The organism is Achromobacter sp. EG18, assembly GCF_059759395.1.
This window is the reverse complement of sequence record NZ_CM186213.1, coordinates 1,942,687-1,956,020: the sequence shown is the minus strand read 5'-3', so window position 1 is coordinate 1,956,020 and position 13,334 is coordinate 1,942,687. Positions and strand designations below refer to the sequence as shown.

At 67.4% G+C, this 13,334-nt stretch carries 10 protein-coding genes; 3 read left to right on the top strand and 7 right to left on the bottom strand.

Annotated elements, in window-relative coordinates; translation table 11 throughout:
* Window positions 1–74: 74 nt before the first annotated feature.
* Window positions 75–1,223 carry a formylglycine-generating enzyme family protein gene (locus AC6CR5_RS08870; RefSeq protein WP_006386594.1) on the bottom strand — a complete coding sequence of 383 codons (1,149 nt, stop codon included), beginning with the start codon at window positions 1,221–1,223 and terminating at the stop codon, window positions 75–77.
* A 626-nt stretch (window positions 1,224–1,849) separates the two neighbouring features.
* Between AC6CR5_RS08870 and AC6CR5_RS08865 the strand changes: the two genes are divergently transcribed.
* Together AC6CR5_RS08865 and AC6CR5_RS08860 are read left to right on the top strand one after the other, a co-directional pair.
* A complete protein-coding gene (locus AC6CR5_RS08865; protein ID WP_498085534.1) occupies window positions 1,850–2,617 on the top strand; it encodes a bestrophin-like domain in 768 nt (255 codons plus the stop codon).
* 59 nt (window positions 2,618–2,676) lie between these two features.
* Entirely contained in the window at window positions 2,677–3,645 is a 969-nt protein-coding gene (locus tag AC6CR5_RS08860) for a hypothetical protein (RefSeq protein WP_006386592.1), read from the top strand.
* A gap of 27 nt (window positions 3,646–3,672) precedes the next feature.
* On the opposite strand, the gene AC6CR5_RS08855 is transcribed toward AC6CR5_RS08860, so the two are convergent.
* A complete protein-coding gene (locus tag AC6CR5_RS08855; protein ID WP_498085533.1) occupies window positions 3,673–5,583 on the bottom strand; it encodes a tetratricopeptide repeat protein in 1,911 nt (636 codons plus the stop codon).
* Window positions 5,584–5,841: 258 nt separating this feature from the next.
* Between AC6CR5_RS08855 and AC6CR5_RS08850 the strand changes: the two genes are divergently transcribed.
* Window positions 5,842–9,276, top strand: a complete 3,435-nt coding sequence (locus tag AC6CR5_RS08850; protein ID WP_498085532.1) for an autotransporter domain-containing protein — start codon at window positions 5,842–5,844, stop codon at window positions 9,274–9,276.
* Window positions 9,277–9,355: 79 nt separating this feature from the next.
* Here the strand turns inward: AC6CR5_RS08850 and AC6CR5_RS08845 are convergent, their stop codons facing one another.
* The 5 genes from AC6CR5_RS08845 to AC6CR5_RS08825 form a co-directional block, all read right to left on the bottom strand.
* The gene (locus tag AC6CR5_RS08845) at window positions 9,356–9,742 is read right to left on the bottom strand and encodes an Hsp20/alpha crystallin family protein (RefSeq protein ID WP_020928275.1); all 387 of its coding nucleotides are present in this window, start codon (window positions 9,740–9,742) and stop codon (window positions 9,356–9,358) included.
* A gap of 34 nt (window positions 9,743–9,776) precedes the next feature.
* Complete coding sequence (locus tag AC6CR5_RS08840; protein ID WP_020928274.1) at window positions 9,777–10,220, bottom strand: Hsp20/alpha crystallin family protein; 444 nt, start codon at window positions 10,218–10,220, stop codon at window positions 9,777–9,779.
* 275 nt (window positions 10,221–10,495) lie between these two features.
* Window positions 10,496–12,118, bottom strand: a complete 1,623-nt coding sequence (groL, locus tag AC6CR5_RS08835) for a chaperonin GroEL (protein WP_006386587.1) — start codon at window positions 12,116–12,118, stop codon at window positions 10,496–10,498.
* A gap of 31 nt (window positions 12,119–12,149) precedes the next feature.
* The gene (locus AC6CR5_RS08830; RefSeq protein WP_006386586.1) at window positions 12,150–12,467 is read right to left on the bottom strand and encodes a co-chaperone GroES; all 318 of its coding nucleotides are present in this window, start codon (window positions 12,465–12,467) and stop codon (window positions 12,150–12,152) included.
* A 159-nt stretch (window positions 12,468–12,626) separates the two neighbouring features.
* Window positions 12,627–13,247, bottom strand: coding sequence for a hypothetical protein (locus AC6CR5_RS08825; RefSeq protein WP_026384380.1), 621 nt, complete (start codon window positions 13,245–13,247; stop codon window positions 12,627–12,629).
* Window positions 13,248–13,334: the final 87 nt, after the last annotated feature.

Below are 13,334 nucleotides of genomic sequence, written 5' to 3'. Positions count from 1 at the left end.
CAAGTGGTGGCTTCATTCATGCGGGCGCACGCCGCGGACGGCGCGGCGGCGCGGCAGTTCGACTGCGTGTTATTTCAACGTTGCGCCAGGGCGTCCTGGCGGGCGCGCGCGACCTTCCATTGTTCCGGCGTCATCACCGTGCGAAAGCCCAGGTGCGACATGCCGTTCATGGGATCGTTGCCGCGCCTGGCGCTGGCGCGATAGCTGATGCAATAGGTGTCGCTGCACAGGAACGATCCGCCGCGCACCACCCGTTTGGGCGCATTGCGCGGCACGTTGCCGTCGTCCGGATCGAAGCTGTCTTTCGGCCCGGCAGGGTCCAGCGGCGGCCGGCGGTATTGCGATTGGGTCAGGAAGGCATCCGCGCGATACCAGTCCGCGGTCCACTGCCAGACGTTGCCCGCCATGTCGTAGAGGCCGTAGCCATTGGGCGGAAAGCTCGCCACCGGCGTGGTGCCGACCTGCACCTTTTCATCGGTCACCACCGGGAAGGGCTGGCGTTGCTGCGTATCCCAGATGTTTGCCATGGCCTGGCCGCGCGGGGCGAGTTCGTCGCCCCAGATATAGGTGGCCTGCTCCAGTCCGCCGCGCGCCGCGAATTCCCATTCGGCTTCGGTGGGGAGCCGTTTGCCCGCCCAGGCGGCGTAGGCCTGGGCGTCTTCGTAGGAGACCTGCACGACCGGATGGTCGTCCTTGCCTTCGATGCTGCTGGCGGGCCCCTGCGGGTGCCGCCAATTCGCGCCCGCCACGAAGCGCCACCAGCGGCTGTAGTCGCGCAGCGAGACTTCCTGTTCGGTGCCGGTGAAGACCATGGCGCCGGGCACCAGGGCGGCATCGATGGGGCGAGGCGTGCCGGGCGGCAATTGCACCGCCAGGTCTTCCCAGCGGGGTTTGCGTTCGGCGGTGGTGAGGTAGCCGGTGGCGTCGACGAAGCGGCGGAATTCGGCGTTGGTGACGTCGTGGGCGTCCATCCAGAAACCCGTCAGGCGCACCCGATGCGCGGGCCGCTCGTTCGGTTGCGACATGCGGTGGTCGTTGCCCATCAGGAATTCCCCGGCGGGAATCCAGGCCATGCCTTGCGGGCCGTTCTTGCCGTCGCCCATTCTGGCGACACCCTGCTGTGACGGGGCGGGGGTGGACGTGCTGGCGACGTAGCCGCCCAGCGCGGTGGCCGCGGCGATGATGGACGCGACCGTCAAACCGATCTTCAATTGCTGTTTCACGTGACCTCTCCGAATTGCTGCCAAGACGGACTGCCAAGCCCTTGCAGCCTGGCGGGACACCACAAACCTGCCTGATCGTACTGACTGAACCGATTATCGAATTAATGCGAATATTACATAAATGAGGATACAAAGCTAATACGACTGATCAGCGCCGGCATAGCGCATTATCGAAACAACATGTAATCAGGGCAGCTGTTGCGGCGCGGAATATCGCGAACATTAAAACGCGGCCGCCAGCAAGGCGAAATCCGGGCGCATGCCGCATGCGCGGGATATTCGCAAAAGTGTTGATATCGCCGTGCGGATCGGTTAATAACTGAAAACCCCGCCACGAGAAACCAGGGCGCGGCGCGGAAATAATGCGGATTATTCTCCGTGCGCGTTCGCCCTGGCCGCAGTTTGCAGGTTGTCATTGGCCGCTTTCCAGGGTGATCGATGAAACACGCTGCACCGCCTTCCCGAAGTCACGTGTCATTCATGGCGCGGCAAGGCGCGCGCATCGGCCCGCCGCCGCATCGACGAGCATTGCCGCCACGCTCCGCGACCGCGCCATCCGCCGGCCGCCCCAGGCACGAAACACATCCGGTTGGATTCAAGGCGCATGACTACGCACAGGTGACGGCATGGACTATTCCCTGATTCTGTTTTTCCTGGCGCTGGCGTTCTTCCTGCTGCTGTTGCTGGCCATGAACATCGGCAGGCGGCTCGGCCGGGGCGGCGACGAGAAGAGCCGCGCGGGATCGGCGGCCGTCGAGGCCTCGGTGTTCGCGCTGCTCGGGCTGTTGATCGCCTTCACCTTTTCCGGCGCGGCGCAGCGCATGGCGGAGCGCCGCAACCTCCTGGTGCTGGAGGTCAACGCCATCGGCACGGCCTGGCTGCGGATCGACCTGCTTGCCGCGCCCGCGCAACCCGCGCTGCGCGACGCGTTCCGCCGCTATGTCGACGAGCGCATCAACTACTACCGACATGTGGCCGACCTCGAGGCGCGCGAGGCGATCGCCGCCAAGGTAGCGGGCTTGCAGAAGCAGATCTGGCAGGGCTCGATCCAGGCCGCCAACGACAGCGTGCCGCCGTTTGCCGCGTCGTACATCAACGCGGTCAACGAGATGTTCGACGTCGCCACCACGCAATCGGTCGCGCAGAAGGTGCATCCGCCCATCATGGCCTACCTGTTCCTGGGGCTGTTGGCGCTGGTCAGCGCCGCACTCGTCGGCATGAACCTGGCCGTCGTCAACCGTTCGGGCTGGATGCACCAGGTGGTCTATGCGCTGGTCATGACCGCCGCCCTCTACATCATCATCGATTTCGAATTCCCGCGGATAGGCACCATCCGCATCGACCAGAGCGACGCGCTGCTGTTGTCGCAGCGGCAGGCCATGGTGGACCCATAGCGCGCGCCGACGCGCGCTGTCTCCCACGCATTTTCCTTCTCATGGCGAGGATCCGGATCATGGCGGCATCGAGGTTGCGGTGGTGGCGGTCGCAATGGTGGCTGGCGGGGCTGCTGGCCTGTGCCGCGCCGCCGTTGGCCGGCGCGCAGGGCCTGCGGCTGACGCACGATGATCTGCAAAAGCGCGCCAACGGCGTGCTGGCGCTGATGTCGTTTTCGATCGTGCCCGACATCACCACCAGTTCGCTGAAAATCGGCAGCGGCGGCGGTTCGACCGCGGGTTCCAACGACTTCTTCATGACCCAGCTGGGCGGGGGCGACACGATTTCCCAATCGGTGCCGATCTACCTGGAAGGCGTGCTGGCCGCGAGCCGCTACGATCCGACCTTCGTCGCCACGCAGGGCGCCGAAACCCGCCGGATCCCGACGCGCTGGAACAGCATTTCGGCAACCGGCGGGATCGGCTGGGATTTCAAGCTCGCCGACGAACTCAAGCTGCGCCCCATCTTCAACTTCGCGCTGGGCAATGTATCGAGCGACCTGCGCGCGGCCAGCTGGTACGTGGGCCGCCAGACCGGTCGCGATATCGATTTCCTGGACAAGGGATCGCTCAACGCCTATGGCCTGGGCGGGTCCCTGATGCTCGACTACGAGCACTATCGCCCGGGCTATGAAGTCGACGTGGAACTGCGCTATTCCGATATCCGCCTGCAAAGCTTCGACAGCTCGGCCGCCGTCAAGGGCCGCGCCACCGCGCAGTCGGCCAACCTGTGGGCCCGCTACCGCGCGCCGACCGGGCTCACGGCGCTGCAGCGGCCGGTGCGCTATGTGCTGGAACTGACTCATTCGGAATTCCTGGGCGACCAGCGCGGCATTCTGGGGTTCGACCGTCTGACTTCGCTGGGCGCCGGGCTGGAGTTGGACTCCAGCGCCTACGACGTCTTCATCACCCGCACCCGGTTGGTGGGCCGCTATGTGTTCGGCACCAATGTGCGCGGCTTTTCCGTGGGGCTGGCGGTCAGTTTTTGAAGTTGGCCGGGCGCGAGGGCCGCGACGTTATTCGTCGGCGGAACGTGCCGTACGCAAAACGCGCAGCGCGTCAGCCACCTCCTCCAGCACCGGCTGCCATGCATGCGGAGCCGGTTGGCGGAACAGGCGTATTGACGGATACCAGGGACTGTCGCGGCGCTCCCGCAGCCAGCGCCAGTCGGACGCGAAGGGCAATAGCGCCCAGGCCGGGCAGCCCAGCGCGCCAGCCAGGTGGAGCGGCGATGAGTCCACCGACACCAGCACATCCAGCTGGGTCAGGATGGCCGCGGTGTCGTCGAAGTCGCGGATATCCTGGCTCAACGGCACCATGCTCAGGCCCGGCGGGGGCGAGGCCGCCTGGGCCGACGCCTCGCCCAGTTGCAGGCCGACGAAGGTGACGCCGGCCTGCGCCAGCGGGGCCAGATCGGCCAGGGCCAGGGAACGCTGGGCGTCGCGCGGATGGGTCGGCCGGCCGGCCCAGACCAGGCCGACCAGGGGGCGCGGCAAGTCAGCCAGCCGCGCGCGCCAGAGAGCCACACAGGCCGGGTCGGCGCGCAGGTAGCCAGTGCGCACGGGCAGGTCGTCAAGCCGCAAGCCCAGCGCCAGCGGCAGGCTCATCAGTTCGCAGTGCGAATCGAACGGCGGCGGCGGCGAGCCAGTGACGATGACTTCATCAATCCCGTCGCCGCGCCGCGCCAATGCGTGGCACGGCTCCTTGACCTCCAGGACGATGCGGGCGCCGCTGCGCGCGCGGGCCAGCGCCACCAATTGCAGGAATTGGAAGGTATCGCCGTAGCCTTGCTCGTCATGCAGCAGCAGCGTCTGGCCGGCAATGGGGCGGCCGTCCCAGCGCGGCTTTTGCACGTGGCGGGCCAGCGCCGCCGTGTGCGCCAGGTGATAGCGGTAGCGGTATTCGCGCCAGCCGGCATCGAAATCTCCTTCCGTCAGCAGCACCTCCGCCAGCTCGAAACGCGACCCCGTGTCGCCCGGCTCCGCGCGCAGCACGCGCTCCAGGGCGTCGCGCGCTTCCCGCAGTTTTCCCTGCGGCCGCAGGGCCTGGACCAGCAGGCGCAGCAGCGCGACATGATGCCCCGCCTGCGTCAGCGCGTCGCGCAATAACGTTTCGGCCTGGGCGTGTTGGCCCTCGCGGAGCAACGCCTCGGCCTCGCGCAGCGTGTGTTCGTCGTGCGGTGGGGGCTGCTTCGAATGTGTGCCCGGCCCTCCCTGTAGCGGGGACTGCCGTGGCCGCGCGCGTTCCAGCGCGGCCAGATTCCGGTGGGCCTCTGGCATCAGCGGGTCGATCTCGATGGCGCGCCGGATGGCGACCAGGGCGGCGTCGTGCCGGCCGTCGTCGCCCAACGCCACCGCCATGTTGCTCAAGGCCTGCGCGTAGTCCGGGTCCAATTCCAGGGCGCGGCGGTAATGCGCCAGCGCCTGCGGGTTGTCGCCCAGGCGCTTGCAGGTGTTGCCCAGGTTGTTGTGGGCCTGCGGGCTGTCGGGCAGCAACGCGGCCACGCGCTGCAGGCAATCGAGGCTGGCGGCAAGCTGGCCTGCCTCTTGCAGGATGATGCCCAGGTTGTTCCAGCCCTCGGCCAGCCCCGGGTCGGCGGCCACCGCGCGGCGGGCGGCGGCCTCGGCTTCGTCGAGCCGTCCCTGCTGGCGGCACACTTCCGCCAGATTGCTGCAATAGGCGGCCGGCGCCGCGGGCGGCTGGCAGGCCGCGCGCAGGTGCGCCAGCGCCAGCGCTGGATGGCCGTACGCATGCGCGATCAGGCCGAGCAAATGCCGCGCGTCGGGCTGGTCCGGAACCGCGTCCAGCACGCGCTGGCAAAGGTCTTCGGCTTGCGCGGCCTGACCGGCGTTCCAGTGCGTGTGGGCCAGGGCGATGGCCTCGCGGACGGTCAACGGCGGGGTGGCGCGGTCGGCGGTCGGGCCCAAGAAGGTCGCTCCTTGTAAATCGGCATTGGCGGCAAAAGTGTGATTATCTTCGCGGTGGGCAGGAATTGACCAGTGATTGCGCCTTTTCTTTTCGCTTCAGCCGCCGTGGCGCCGGCTATATTGTGCGCAAATATTCCACCCGTTGGCCAAAAAGGCCGCTCGTCCCGTCGTGGATGCGCCGCGCTGTCGCATGCGTGCGCACCACGTTCACAGTGCACCGGGATGACGCCGGCCATCGCAAATACAAGGGTCCCCGCTTTGAACCACATCTACCGTCTGGTATGGAACCGCCGCCTGCGCGTCTGGCAAGCGGCGTCGGAACTGGCATCGCAAGCGCGCGCGGGCGGGATCTCGCGCGGCCCCGTCCTGCCTTTCCCGCCGCGCCGTCATGCGCTGGGCGCCGCGCTGGCGCTCGCACTGGCCGGGACCGGCGGGGCGGCCCAGGCGGACTGTATCCGCGTCGGCCTTCTCGTCCAATGCGCCTCGCCAGCCAATCCTGTCACGCCGTCCTACGCGGATGCGTCCAATAACCTGGAGGTCACCGTGACTGGCACGGGGTCGTTGGGCGTCATACCGCCCGGCGGCGGCACCGCGCTCAGCCTGACCGGCAGCAACGTGACCGTGTCGAACCATGGCAAGATCGACCCTAACCCGCTTGGCGTGAATTCGGCCGGGTCGACCGGCATGTTCGTCGGCAACAGTTCGGCCGGCGAAACACGGGTGACCAATGGGACGACGGGGACGATTGTCGGCGTCACCCCTGGCGTCGGCGGCGGCTCCAGCCTGCCGTCACTTTTGGGCATGGCCCTGGCCGTGCAGAACGGCAGCGGCGGGACGAGCTATCTCACCAACGCTGGCATGATAAGCAGCAGAGATGTGGACGGCACCGTCACCGCGGCGGCGGACAAGGCCGTCATTGCCGCTTACGGCGGCGCCAAGGTGGAATTCCTCAACGACCGTACCGGCACCATCGTCGGCCGCGTCGCGTTCGAAGCCGCCGGCATTCCCGGCGAGGGACACAGTTTCACCAATGCCGGGACCATCGTCGGCGGTGTGTCGCTGGGCCAGGGCGGCAACAACACGTTCACCGCCGTCTCCGGTTCCATCGTGTTTCGCGGCGGGGGATCGTCGTCAGCTGATCTGCCGGTGACCGGCCATGACGGCCTCGCGTTCGCGCCTGCCGGCACGGTCGATGGCGGCGTGGGCGGGGGCAACACGCTGGTGCTGCAGAACGCGCTGCCGTCCGCGGGCACGGGCACCGGGACGGGAGGGGCGGTCACCGCCATCTCGGGGCTGACCTACATCAACTTCCAGCACCTGCGTATCAACAGCGGTTCCTGGATATTGCAGGACTCGCCCCTGGTCTCCGGCGGCAGCGTGACACTCAACGGCGGCCTGGCGACGCTGCAGCACGGCGCCATGCTAGGACTCGGCCCGATCAACGCGAATGGGGGCGCGATTGCCGCTGGCGGCACGTCGGGGACGTTGAGAATGGCCAACGACTTCCTGCTGGGTCCTGGCGGACTCACGGTAACAGGCGCCAATGGCATGACGCTGTCCGGCACGCTGTCCGGCGCGGGGGCGCTGAGCCTGACTGGCACCGGCACCGTCATCCTCACCGGCGCCGGCAACCATGCCGGCGGTACTTTCGTGCAAGCCGGCACCCTGCAGATAGGCAACGGCGCCAACTCGGGCAGCCTGGCCGGCGACGCGGACATCGCGGCGGGCGCGGCGCTGGTATTCAATCGCAGCGATACGATCCGCTTCGACGGGATACTGCGCGGCGCCGGACAGGTGCGCCAGGCCGGCGCCGGCACCCTGGTGCTGGCTGGCGAGAACGCCTTCGCGGGCACCACGGTGGTCGACGCGGGCACGCTGCAAGTGGGCGATGGCGGCAATCGCGGCTCGTTGAGCGGCAATATCGTCAACAACGCCAACCTGCGGTTCGATCGCGCGGACGACTCCGCCTACGGTGGCGCGATTTCCGGCGCGGGCGCAACGACGAAGCTGGGAGCCGGGACGCTCGCGCTCACCGGCGACAGCAGCGCCTACACGGGCGCCACGCAGGTGGCGGCCGGCACGTTGCAGGTGGACGGCAAGCTTGGCGGCCAGGTGCTTGCCGCGAGCGGGTCGACGCTGTCCGGCTCCGGAACGCTGGGCGCGGTGACCATCGCATCCGGCGCCACCCTGGCCCCGGGCAGCGCCAACCTTCCCACGGGCCGCATGAACGTGCAGGGGGACCTGGCCTTCCAACCGGGCTCCGTCTTTCGCGTCGCCACCACCCCCGATGGCATGGCCAGCAGTGTGCGGGTGGCCGGCAGCGCCAGCCTGGCCGGCTCGGTCGTGCACATCGGCCCGAACGGCAACTATGCGCCTTCCACCACCTATACCATCCTGACCGCGGACAATGGCGTGCTGGGACGCTTCGACAGTGTCTCGAGCAACCTGGCGTTCCTGACGCCTTCACTGGCCTACGACAGCCAGCGCGTCGATCTGGTGGTGAGCCTCAAGCAGGTTCCGTCCGATGACGGCGGCTCGCGCCCGATCCAGTTTGTCGACGCGGCGGCCAGCGGTAACCAGCGCGCGGTGGCGCGGGCCCTGCAGAGCCTGGCGCCGGAGAGCACGTTGTACCGGCACGTGTTGAACCTGCCGGACGGCATGCCCGCCCAGGCCTTCAATGCGCTCTCGGGCGAGGCCCATGCCAGCGCGATGTCGATCCTGCAGGGCGCCACCAGCGCAATGACGCAGATGCCGCTGTCGCGGCTGCGCGCCAATCTGGGCGCGGGCTGGGCCCCTGGCGCGCCGACGGCGCAGCTGGGCAGGAGCGATGCCGCGTCGCTGCCGCAATCGAATGCGCAACCGCTCTGGACCCAGGTGTTCGGCAATTGGACCACCCTGGGCGGCGACGGCAACGCCGCCCGTACCACGCAGACTGACTCGGGCATGATCCTCGGCGGCGACGTGGCGGTCGGCGCGCAATGGCGCCTGGGCGGCGCGCTGGGCTACACCAACAGCCGCAGCCGCACCAGCGACCGGGCCTCCAGCGCCGACGTCGACAGCTACAGCGTCACGCTGTATGGCGGCCGGGCGTTCGAGGCCGGCGCGGGCCGCATCAACCTCAGCCTGGGCGCCGCCTATACCTGGCACGACGTTGACACCCGCCGCAGCACCGCCGCCGCCGGCCTGGACCAGACGCTCAAGGCCGGCTATGGCGCCAGCACGGGACAAGTATTCGGTGAACTCGGTTATGCCGTGCCGTTGAATGACCGGGTCACGCTCGAGCCATTCGTCGGCGCCAACTTCAGCGACCTGCGTACCCGCGGCTTTTCCGAAGCCGGCGGCGACGCGGCGCTGCGCGGCGAGAGCGGCCGCAGTCGCATCACGACCACCACACTGGGCCTGCACGCGCGCAGCGATTTCGAAAGCGCCGGCGCGCGCGGCGCGGTGCAGGGCACGCTGGGATGGCGGCATGCTTTCGGTGATCGCAACCCGCTCAGCACGATGTCCTTCGTCCAGGGCGGGGACGCGTTTTCGGTAACGGGGGCGCCGGTGGCGCAAGACGCCGTCGTGGTCGAACTCGGCGTGGGCATCGACGTCAGCAAGCGCACCACGGTAAGCGCACTGTATGGCGGGCAGTTCGGCGATGGCAACCGGCAGAACAGCGGCACGCTGGAAGTGAAATACCGCTACTGACTCCGGCAGCGTCCCGCGCGGCGCGAGCCCGGATTGTGAAAACGCCGCGCCACGGCAGTGCCGCGGCGCGGCGCATCGTTTACGCCACCGTCACCGGAATCTGGCGCGGTTGCGCTTCGCGCACACGCGGCACGCGCAGCGTCAGGACCCCTTGCTTGAGGTTGGCGCTGATCGCGTCCTTGTCGAATTCCGGTCCCAGCCGGAACGAGCGGCGAAACAGCGGCTCGCGCAGCTCGCTGTGGATCAGGCGCAGTTCCTGCGGCACCGGCACGGCAGCTTCGCCTTCGATGACGAGCACGTCGGATTCGACCTTGATGTTCAGGCGTTCCTTGGTGACGCCGGGCAGGTCGGCCAGCACCGTGACACCGGCGGTGTCCTCGAAAATGTCCACGGCGGGCAGGGTGGCGGGGCGCCGCTGCGCGGCGCGGCTTTCTTGTTCGACAACGAGTTCGTTACGCGTATTCATGATGCTATCTCCTGAATAGTGCGATGGGCGGGCGTTACTGCACCGGGATGAGACGCGGCTTGGACGACTCCTTCTTCTTGATGGAGACCAACAGGCAGCCGTCGACATAGCGCGCCTGCACGTTGTCCGCGTCGACGTCGGCCGGCAGTTCGATGGCGCGGGTGAATGAACCGTCGGCGCGTTCACGCGCGTAGTAGCGCGCGTTCTCCGGCAGCGCCTGCGCTTCGCGCGTGCCGCTGATCGTCAGCAGGCCTTTCTCGATGGACACTTTCAGGGTGTCCGGATCGATGCCGGGGATGAATGCCACCACGACCGCGGCCTCATCCGACACGCCGATATTGACCGGCGGAAAATGCCCGCGCGGCAGGGCGCGCAGGGTCGCGGGCAGGCCCGCGCCGCGCAGGATGCGGTCCATCTGTTCCTGGACCGCGTCGAAGAAGGACTCGACACCGGTGTCGGTGAATGGGTAGTTCGCCATGATTACCTCCCAAGATGGTTTGGACAGGATCGGGGCCGCTTCATGCGTCGCAATCGCCAGCCGCTCGACCGCTTCAACAGAGATATGAGTGCGACCGGCGCGGATTCAAGACCCGCCATTTTTGATTCGTGAAATCGTGTGGCGCAAGCGCATAGACAGCATCGAACGGCGGCTCGCGAGGACGCGGGGACGACGGATTTTTCGGGCCGCACACGCAAAAAAAAGGCACCGCGCCAGTGGCGCGATGCCTTCACGCTGCTCCGGTCCGAGAGGGGTCAGAAGTCCATGGCTTCGGCCGGCGCCGCCTGCGGCTTGGTCTCTTCGGCGGCCTGCGCGACGGTCGCGTCGGTCGTCAGGATCAGGCCGGCGATCGACGCGGCGTTCTGCAGCGCGGTGCGCGTGACCTTGGTCGGGTCGACCACGCCGATTTCCACCAGATCGCCGTACTCGCCGGTGGCCGCGTTGTAGCCATGATTGCCCTTGGCGTCCGCCACCTTGGCCACCACCACCGACGGCTCCTCGCCGGCGTTGGCCACGATCGCGCGCAGCGGCGCCTCCAGGGCGCGGCGCACGATGCGGATGCCGGCGTCCTGGTCGGCATTGGCGCCCTTGAGGTCCTGGATGGCCGCGCGCGCGCGCAGCAATGCCACGCCGCCGCCGGGCACGATCCCTTCCTCGACGGCCGCGCGGGTCGCATGCAGGGCATCGTCGACGCGGTCCTTCTTCTCCTTCATCTCGACTTCCGTGGCGGCGCCGACCTTGATGACGGCCACGCCGCCAGCCAGCTTGGCCACGCGTTCCTGCAGCTTCTCGCGGTCGTAGTCGCTGGTGGCGTCCTCGATCTGCTTGCGCAGCGTCTTGACGCGGGCGTCGATGGCTTCCTGCTTGCCGGCGCCGTCGATGATGATGGTGTCTTCCTTGCGCACCTCGATGCGCTTGGCGCTGCCCAGGTCCTGCAGCGTGGCCTTCTCGAGCTGCTTGCCGGTCTCTTCCGAAATGACCGTGGCGCCCGTGAGGATGGCGATGTCCTCCAGCATGGCCTTGCGGCGGTCGCCAAAGCCCGGCGCCTTGACCGCGGTGACCTTGAGCACGCCGCGCATGGCGTTGACCACCAGCGTGGCGAGCGCTTCGCCTTCGACATCCTCGGCCACGATCAGCAGCGGCTTGCCGGCCTTGGCGGCGCCTTCCAGCACCGGCAGCAGTTCGCGCACATTGGAGATCTTCTTGTCGTACAGCAGCACCAGCGGGTCGTCGAGCTGGGCCACCTGCTTCTCGGGATCGGTGATGAAGTAGGGGCTCAGGTAGCCGCGATCGAACTGCATGCCCTCGACGATATCGAGTTCGTTGTCCAGCGACTTGCCGTCCTCGACGGTGATCACGCCTTCGCGCCCGACCTTGTCCATCGCGTCGGCGATGATCTTGCCGATGGCTTCATCCGCGTTGGCCGACAGCGCCGCCACCTGCGCCGTTTCCTTGCTGGTGGAGATCGGCTTGGAAAGCTTGCGCAGCGCCTCGACCACGCCCGACACGGCCTGGTCGATGCCGCGCTTCAGGTCCATCGGATTCATGCCGGAGGCCACGTACTTCATGCCTTCCTGCACGATGGCCTGCGCCAGCACGGTGGCGGTGGTGGTGCCGTCGCCGGCCACATCGGCGGTCTTGGAGGCGACCTGCTTGACGATCTGCGCGCCCATGTTCTCGAACTTGTCCTTCAGTTCGATCTCCTTGGCGACCGAGACCCCGTCCTTGGTGATGGTGGGCGCGCCGAAGCTGCGTTCCAGCAGCACGTTGCGGCCCTTGGGGCCGAGCGTCACCTTGACGGCATCGGCCAGGATGTTGACGCCCTTGACCACGCGGGCGCGGGCGTTATCGTGGAATTTGACGTCTTTGGCACTCATTTCTTGCTCCTCGATTCGCGATGGCCGGGCCTCAGGCGGCCTTCTTCAATTGCTTGTCCTGCGGCGTGAGCACGGCGAAGATGTCGTCTTCGCGCATGACCAGCAGCTCCTCGCCGTCGACCTTCACGGTCTGGCCGGCATACTTGCCGAAAAGGACGTGGTCGCCCACCTTGAGTTCCGGCTCGCGCAGCGAGCCATCGGCGTTGCGCTTGCCCTGGCCGACGGCGAGTACTTCGCCTTGCTCGGGCTTTTCGGCGGCGGAGTCCGGGATGACGATGCCGGATGCGGTCTTGCGCTGTTGTTCGATTCGCTTGACGATAATCCGGTCATAGAGGGGACGGATCTTCATGACTCTATCTCCTGAAGTCTTGATCATCAAAAAGTGAATACCGGCGCGTTGCGCGCCGCACGGCAGCGCCACGCATCGGGCATCCACGAACGGGATGCGCAAAAAATCTATGGGCGGGCCAAAGACGCTTCAAGGGTCAAAAATGCATCAAAATGAAACTTAAAGAATCAGAAAATCCTTGCCTCGTCCCAGCCGGTAAAGCACCTTGCGGCGCAGTTCGCGGCCGTCCGGTTGCAGCGGCACCGGGCAGGGTAGGGAGCGTCCGCCGTCGGCGTCCAACGTATCGTCGTCGCCGTCCAGTTGGCGCCACAGGCCGCCCTTGCGTGGCCTGAACAGCCAGCGCACGTAGCCCTTGCGCGCCGCCAGTTCAAGCAGGTCTTGCTGATCCGGCGCTTCCACCACGACGGTGTCGTCCGATGGCGGCAGGTCGGAATAATCGGCGAAGGCGCGGTGGCCGGCCACGGCTTCCGAGGCTGGCGCGTTCAGGCGCCACCAGGGCGGGCGCGCCAAGCGCTCGACATCCCAGGCGCCAAGCGCCCATCCGGCGTCGATGATCGCGCGGTCCAGCACGGCAAAATCGCGCCAGCGCAGATTGAGTTGGACCGCCGACCCGGCGACGGAGCGCAGTCCGCCGTCCGCCGTGCCATCACGGTGAAAGCCATGCCAGTGCAGCGTGAGAATGAGCGGCGTGTCGGCCTTGCGGATGGCGCTGGCCGTCACGGCATACAGCGGCATGCGCAGGGCCGCGGTGTGTGAAGCGATCGTCTCGATGATATCCATGCGTGCGACTCCAACGACGGGCCTGCGTGGCAGGCCACGGCAACGATTTCGCTGGAGCAAATTTATCGCTTCGGGCGGGGATGCTCA

What these genes read in the sequence shown, in the direction of transcription:
- AC6CR5_RS08825 (WP_026384380.1), bottom strand. Translation starts at nt 13,247, where the DNA reads ATGGATATCATCGAGACGATCGCTTCACACACCGCGGCCCTGCGCATG.
- AC6CR5_RS08830 (WP_006386586.1), bottom strand. Translation starts at nt 12,467, where the DNA reads ATGAAGATCCGTCCCCTCTATGACCGGATTATCGTCAAGCGAATCGAA.
- AC6CR5_RS08845 (WP_020928275.1), bottom strand. Translation starts at nt 9,742, where the DNA reads ATGAATACGCGTAACGAACTCGTTGTCGAACAAGAAAGCCGCGCCGCG.
- AC6CR5_RS08840 (WP_020928274.1), bottom strand. Translation starts at nt 10,220, where the DNA reads ATGGCGAACTACCCATTCACCGACACCGGTGTCGAGTCCTTCTTCGAC.
- AC6CR5_RS08860 (WP_006386592.1), top strand. Translation starts at nt 2,677, where the DNA reads ATGGCGGCATCGAGGTTGCGGTGGTGGCGGTCGCAATGGTGGCTGGCG.
- AC6CR5_RS08865 (WP_498085534.1), top strand. Translation starts at nt 1,850, where the DNA reads ATGGACTATTCCCTGATTCTGTTTTTCCTGGCGCTGGCGTTCTTCCTG.
- groL (WP_006386587.1), bottom strand. Translation starts at nt 12,118, where the DNA reads ATGAGTGCCAAAGACGTCAAATTCCACGATAACGCCCGCGCCCGCGTG.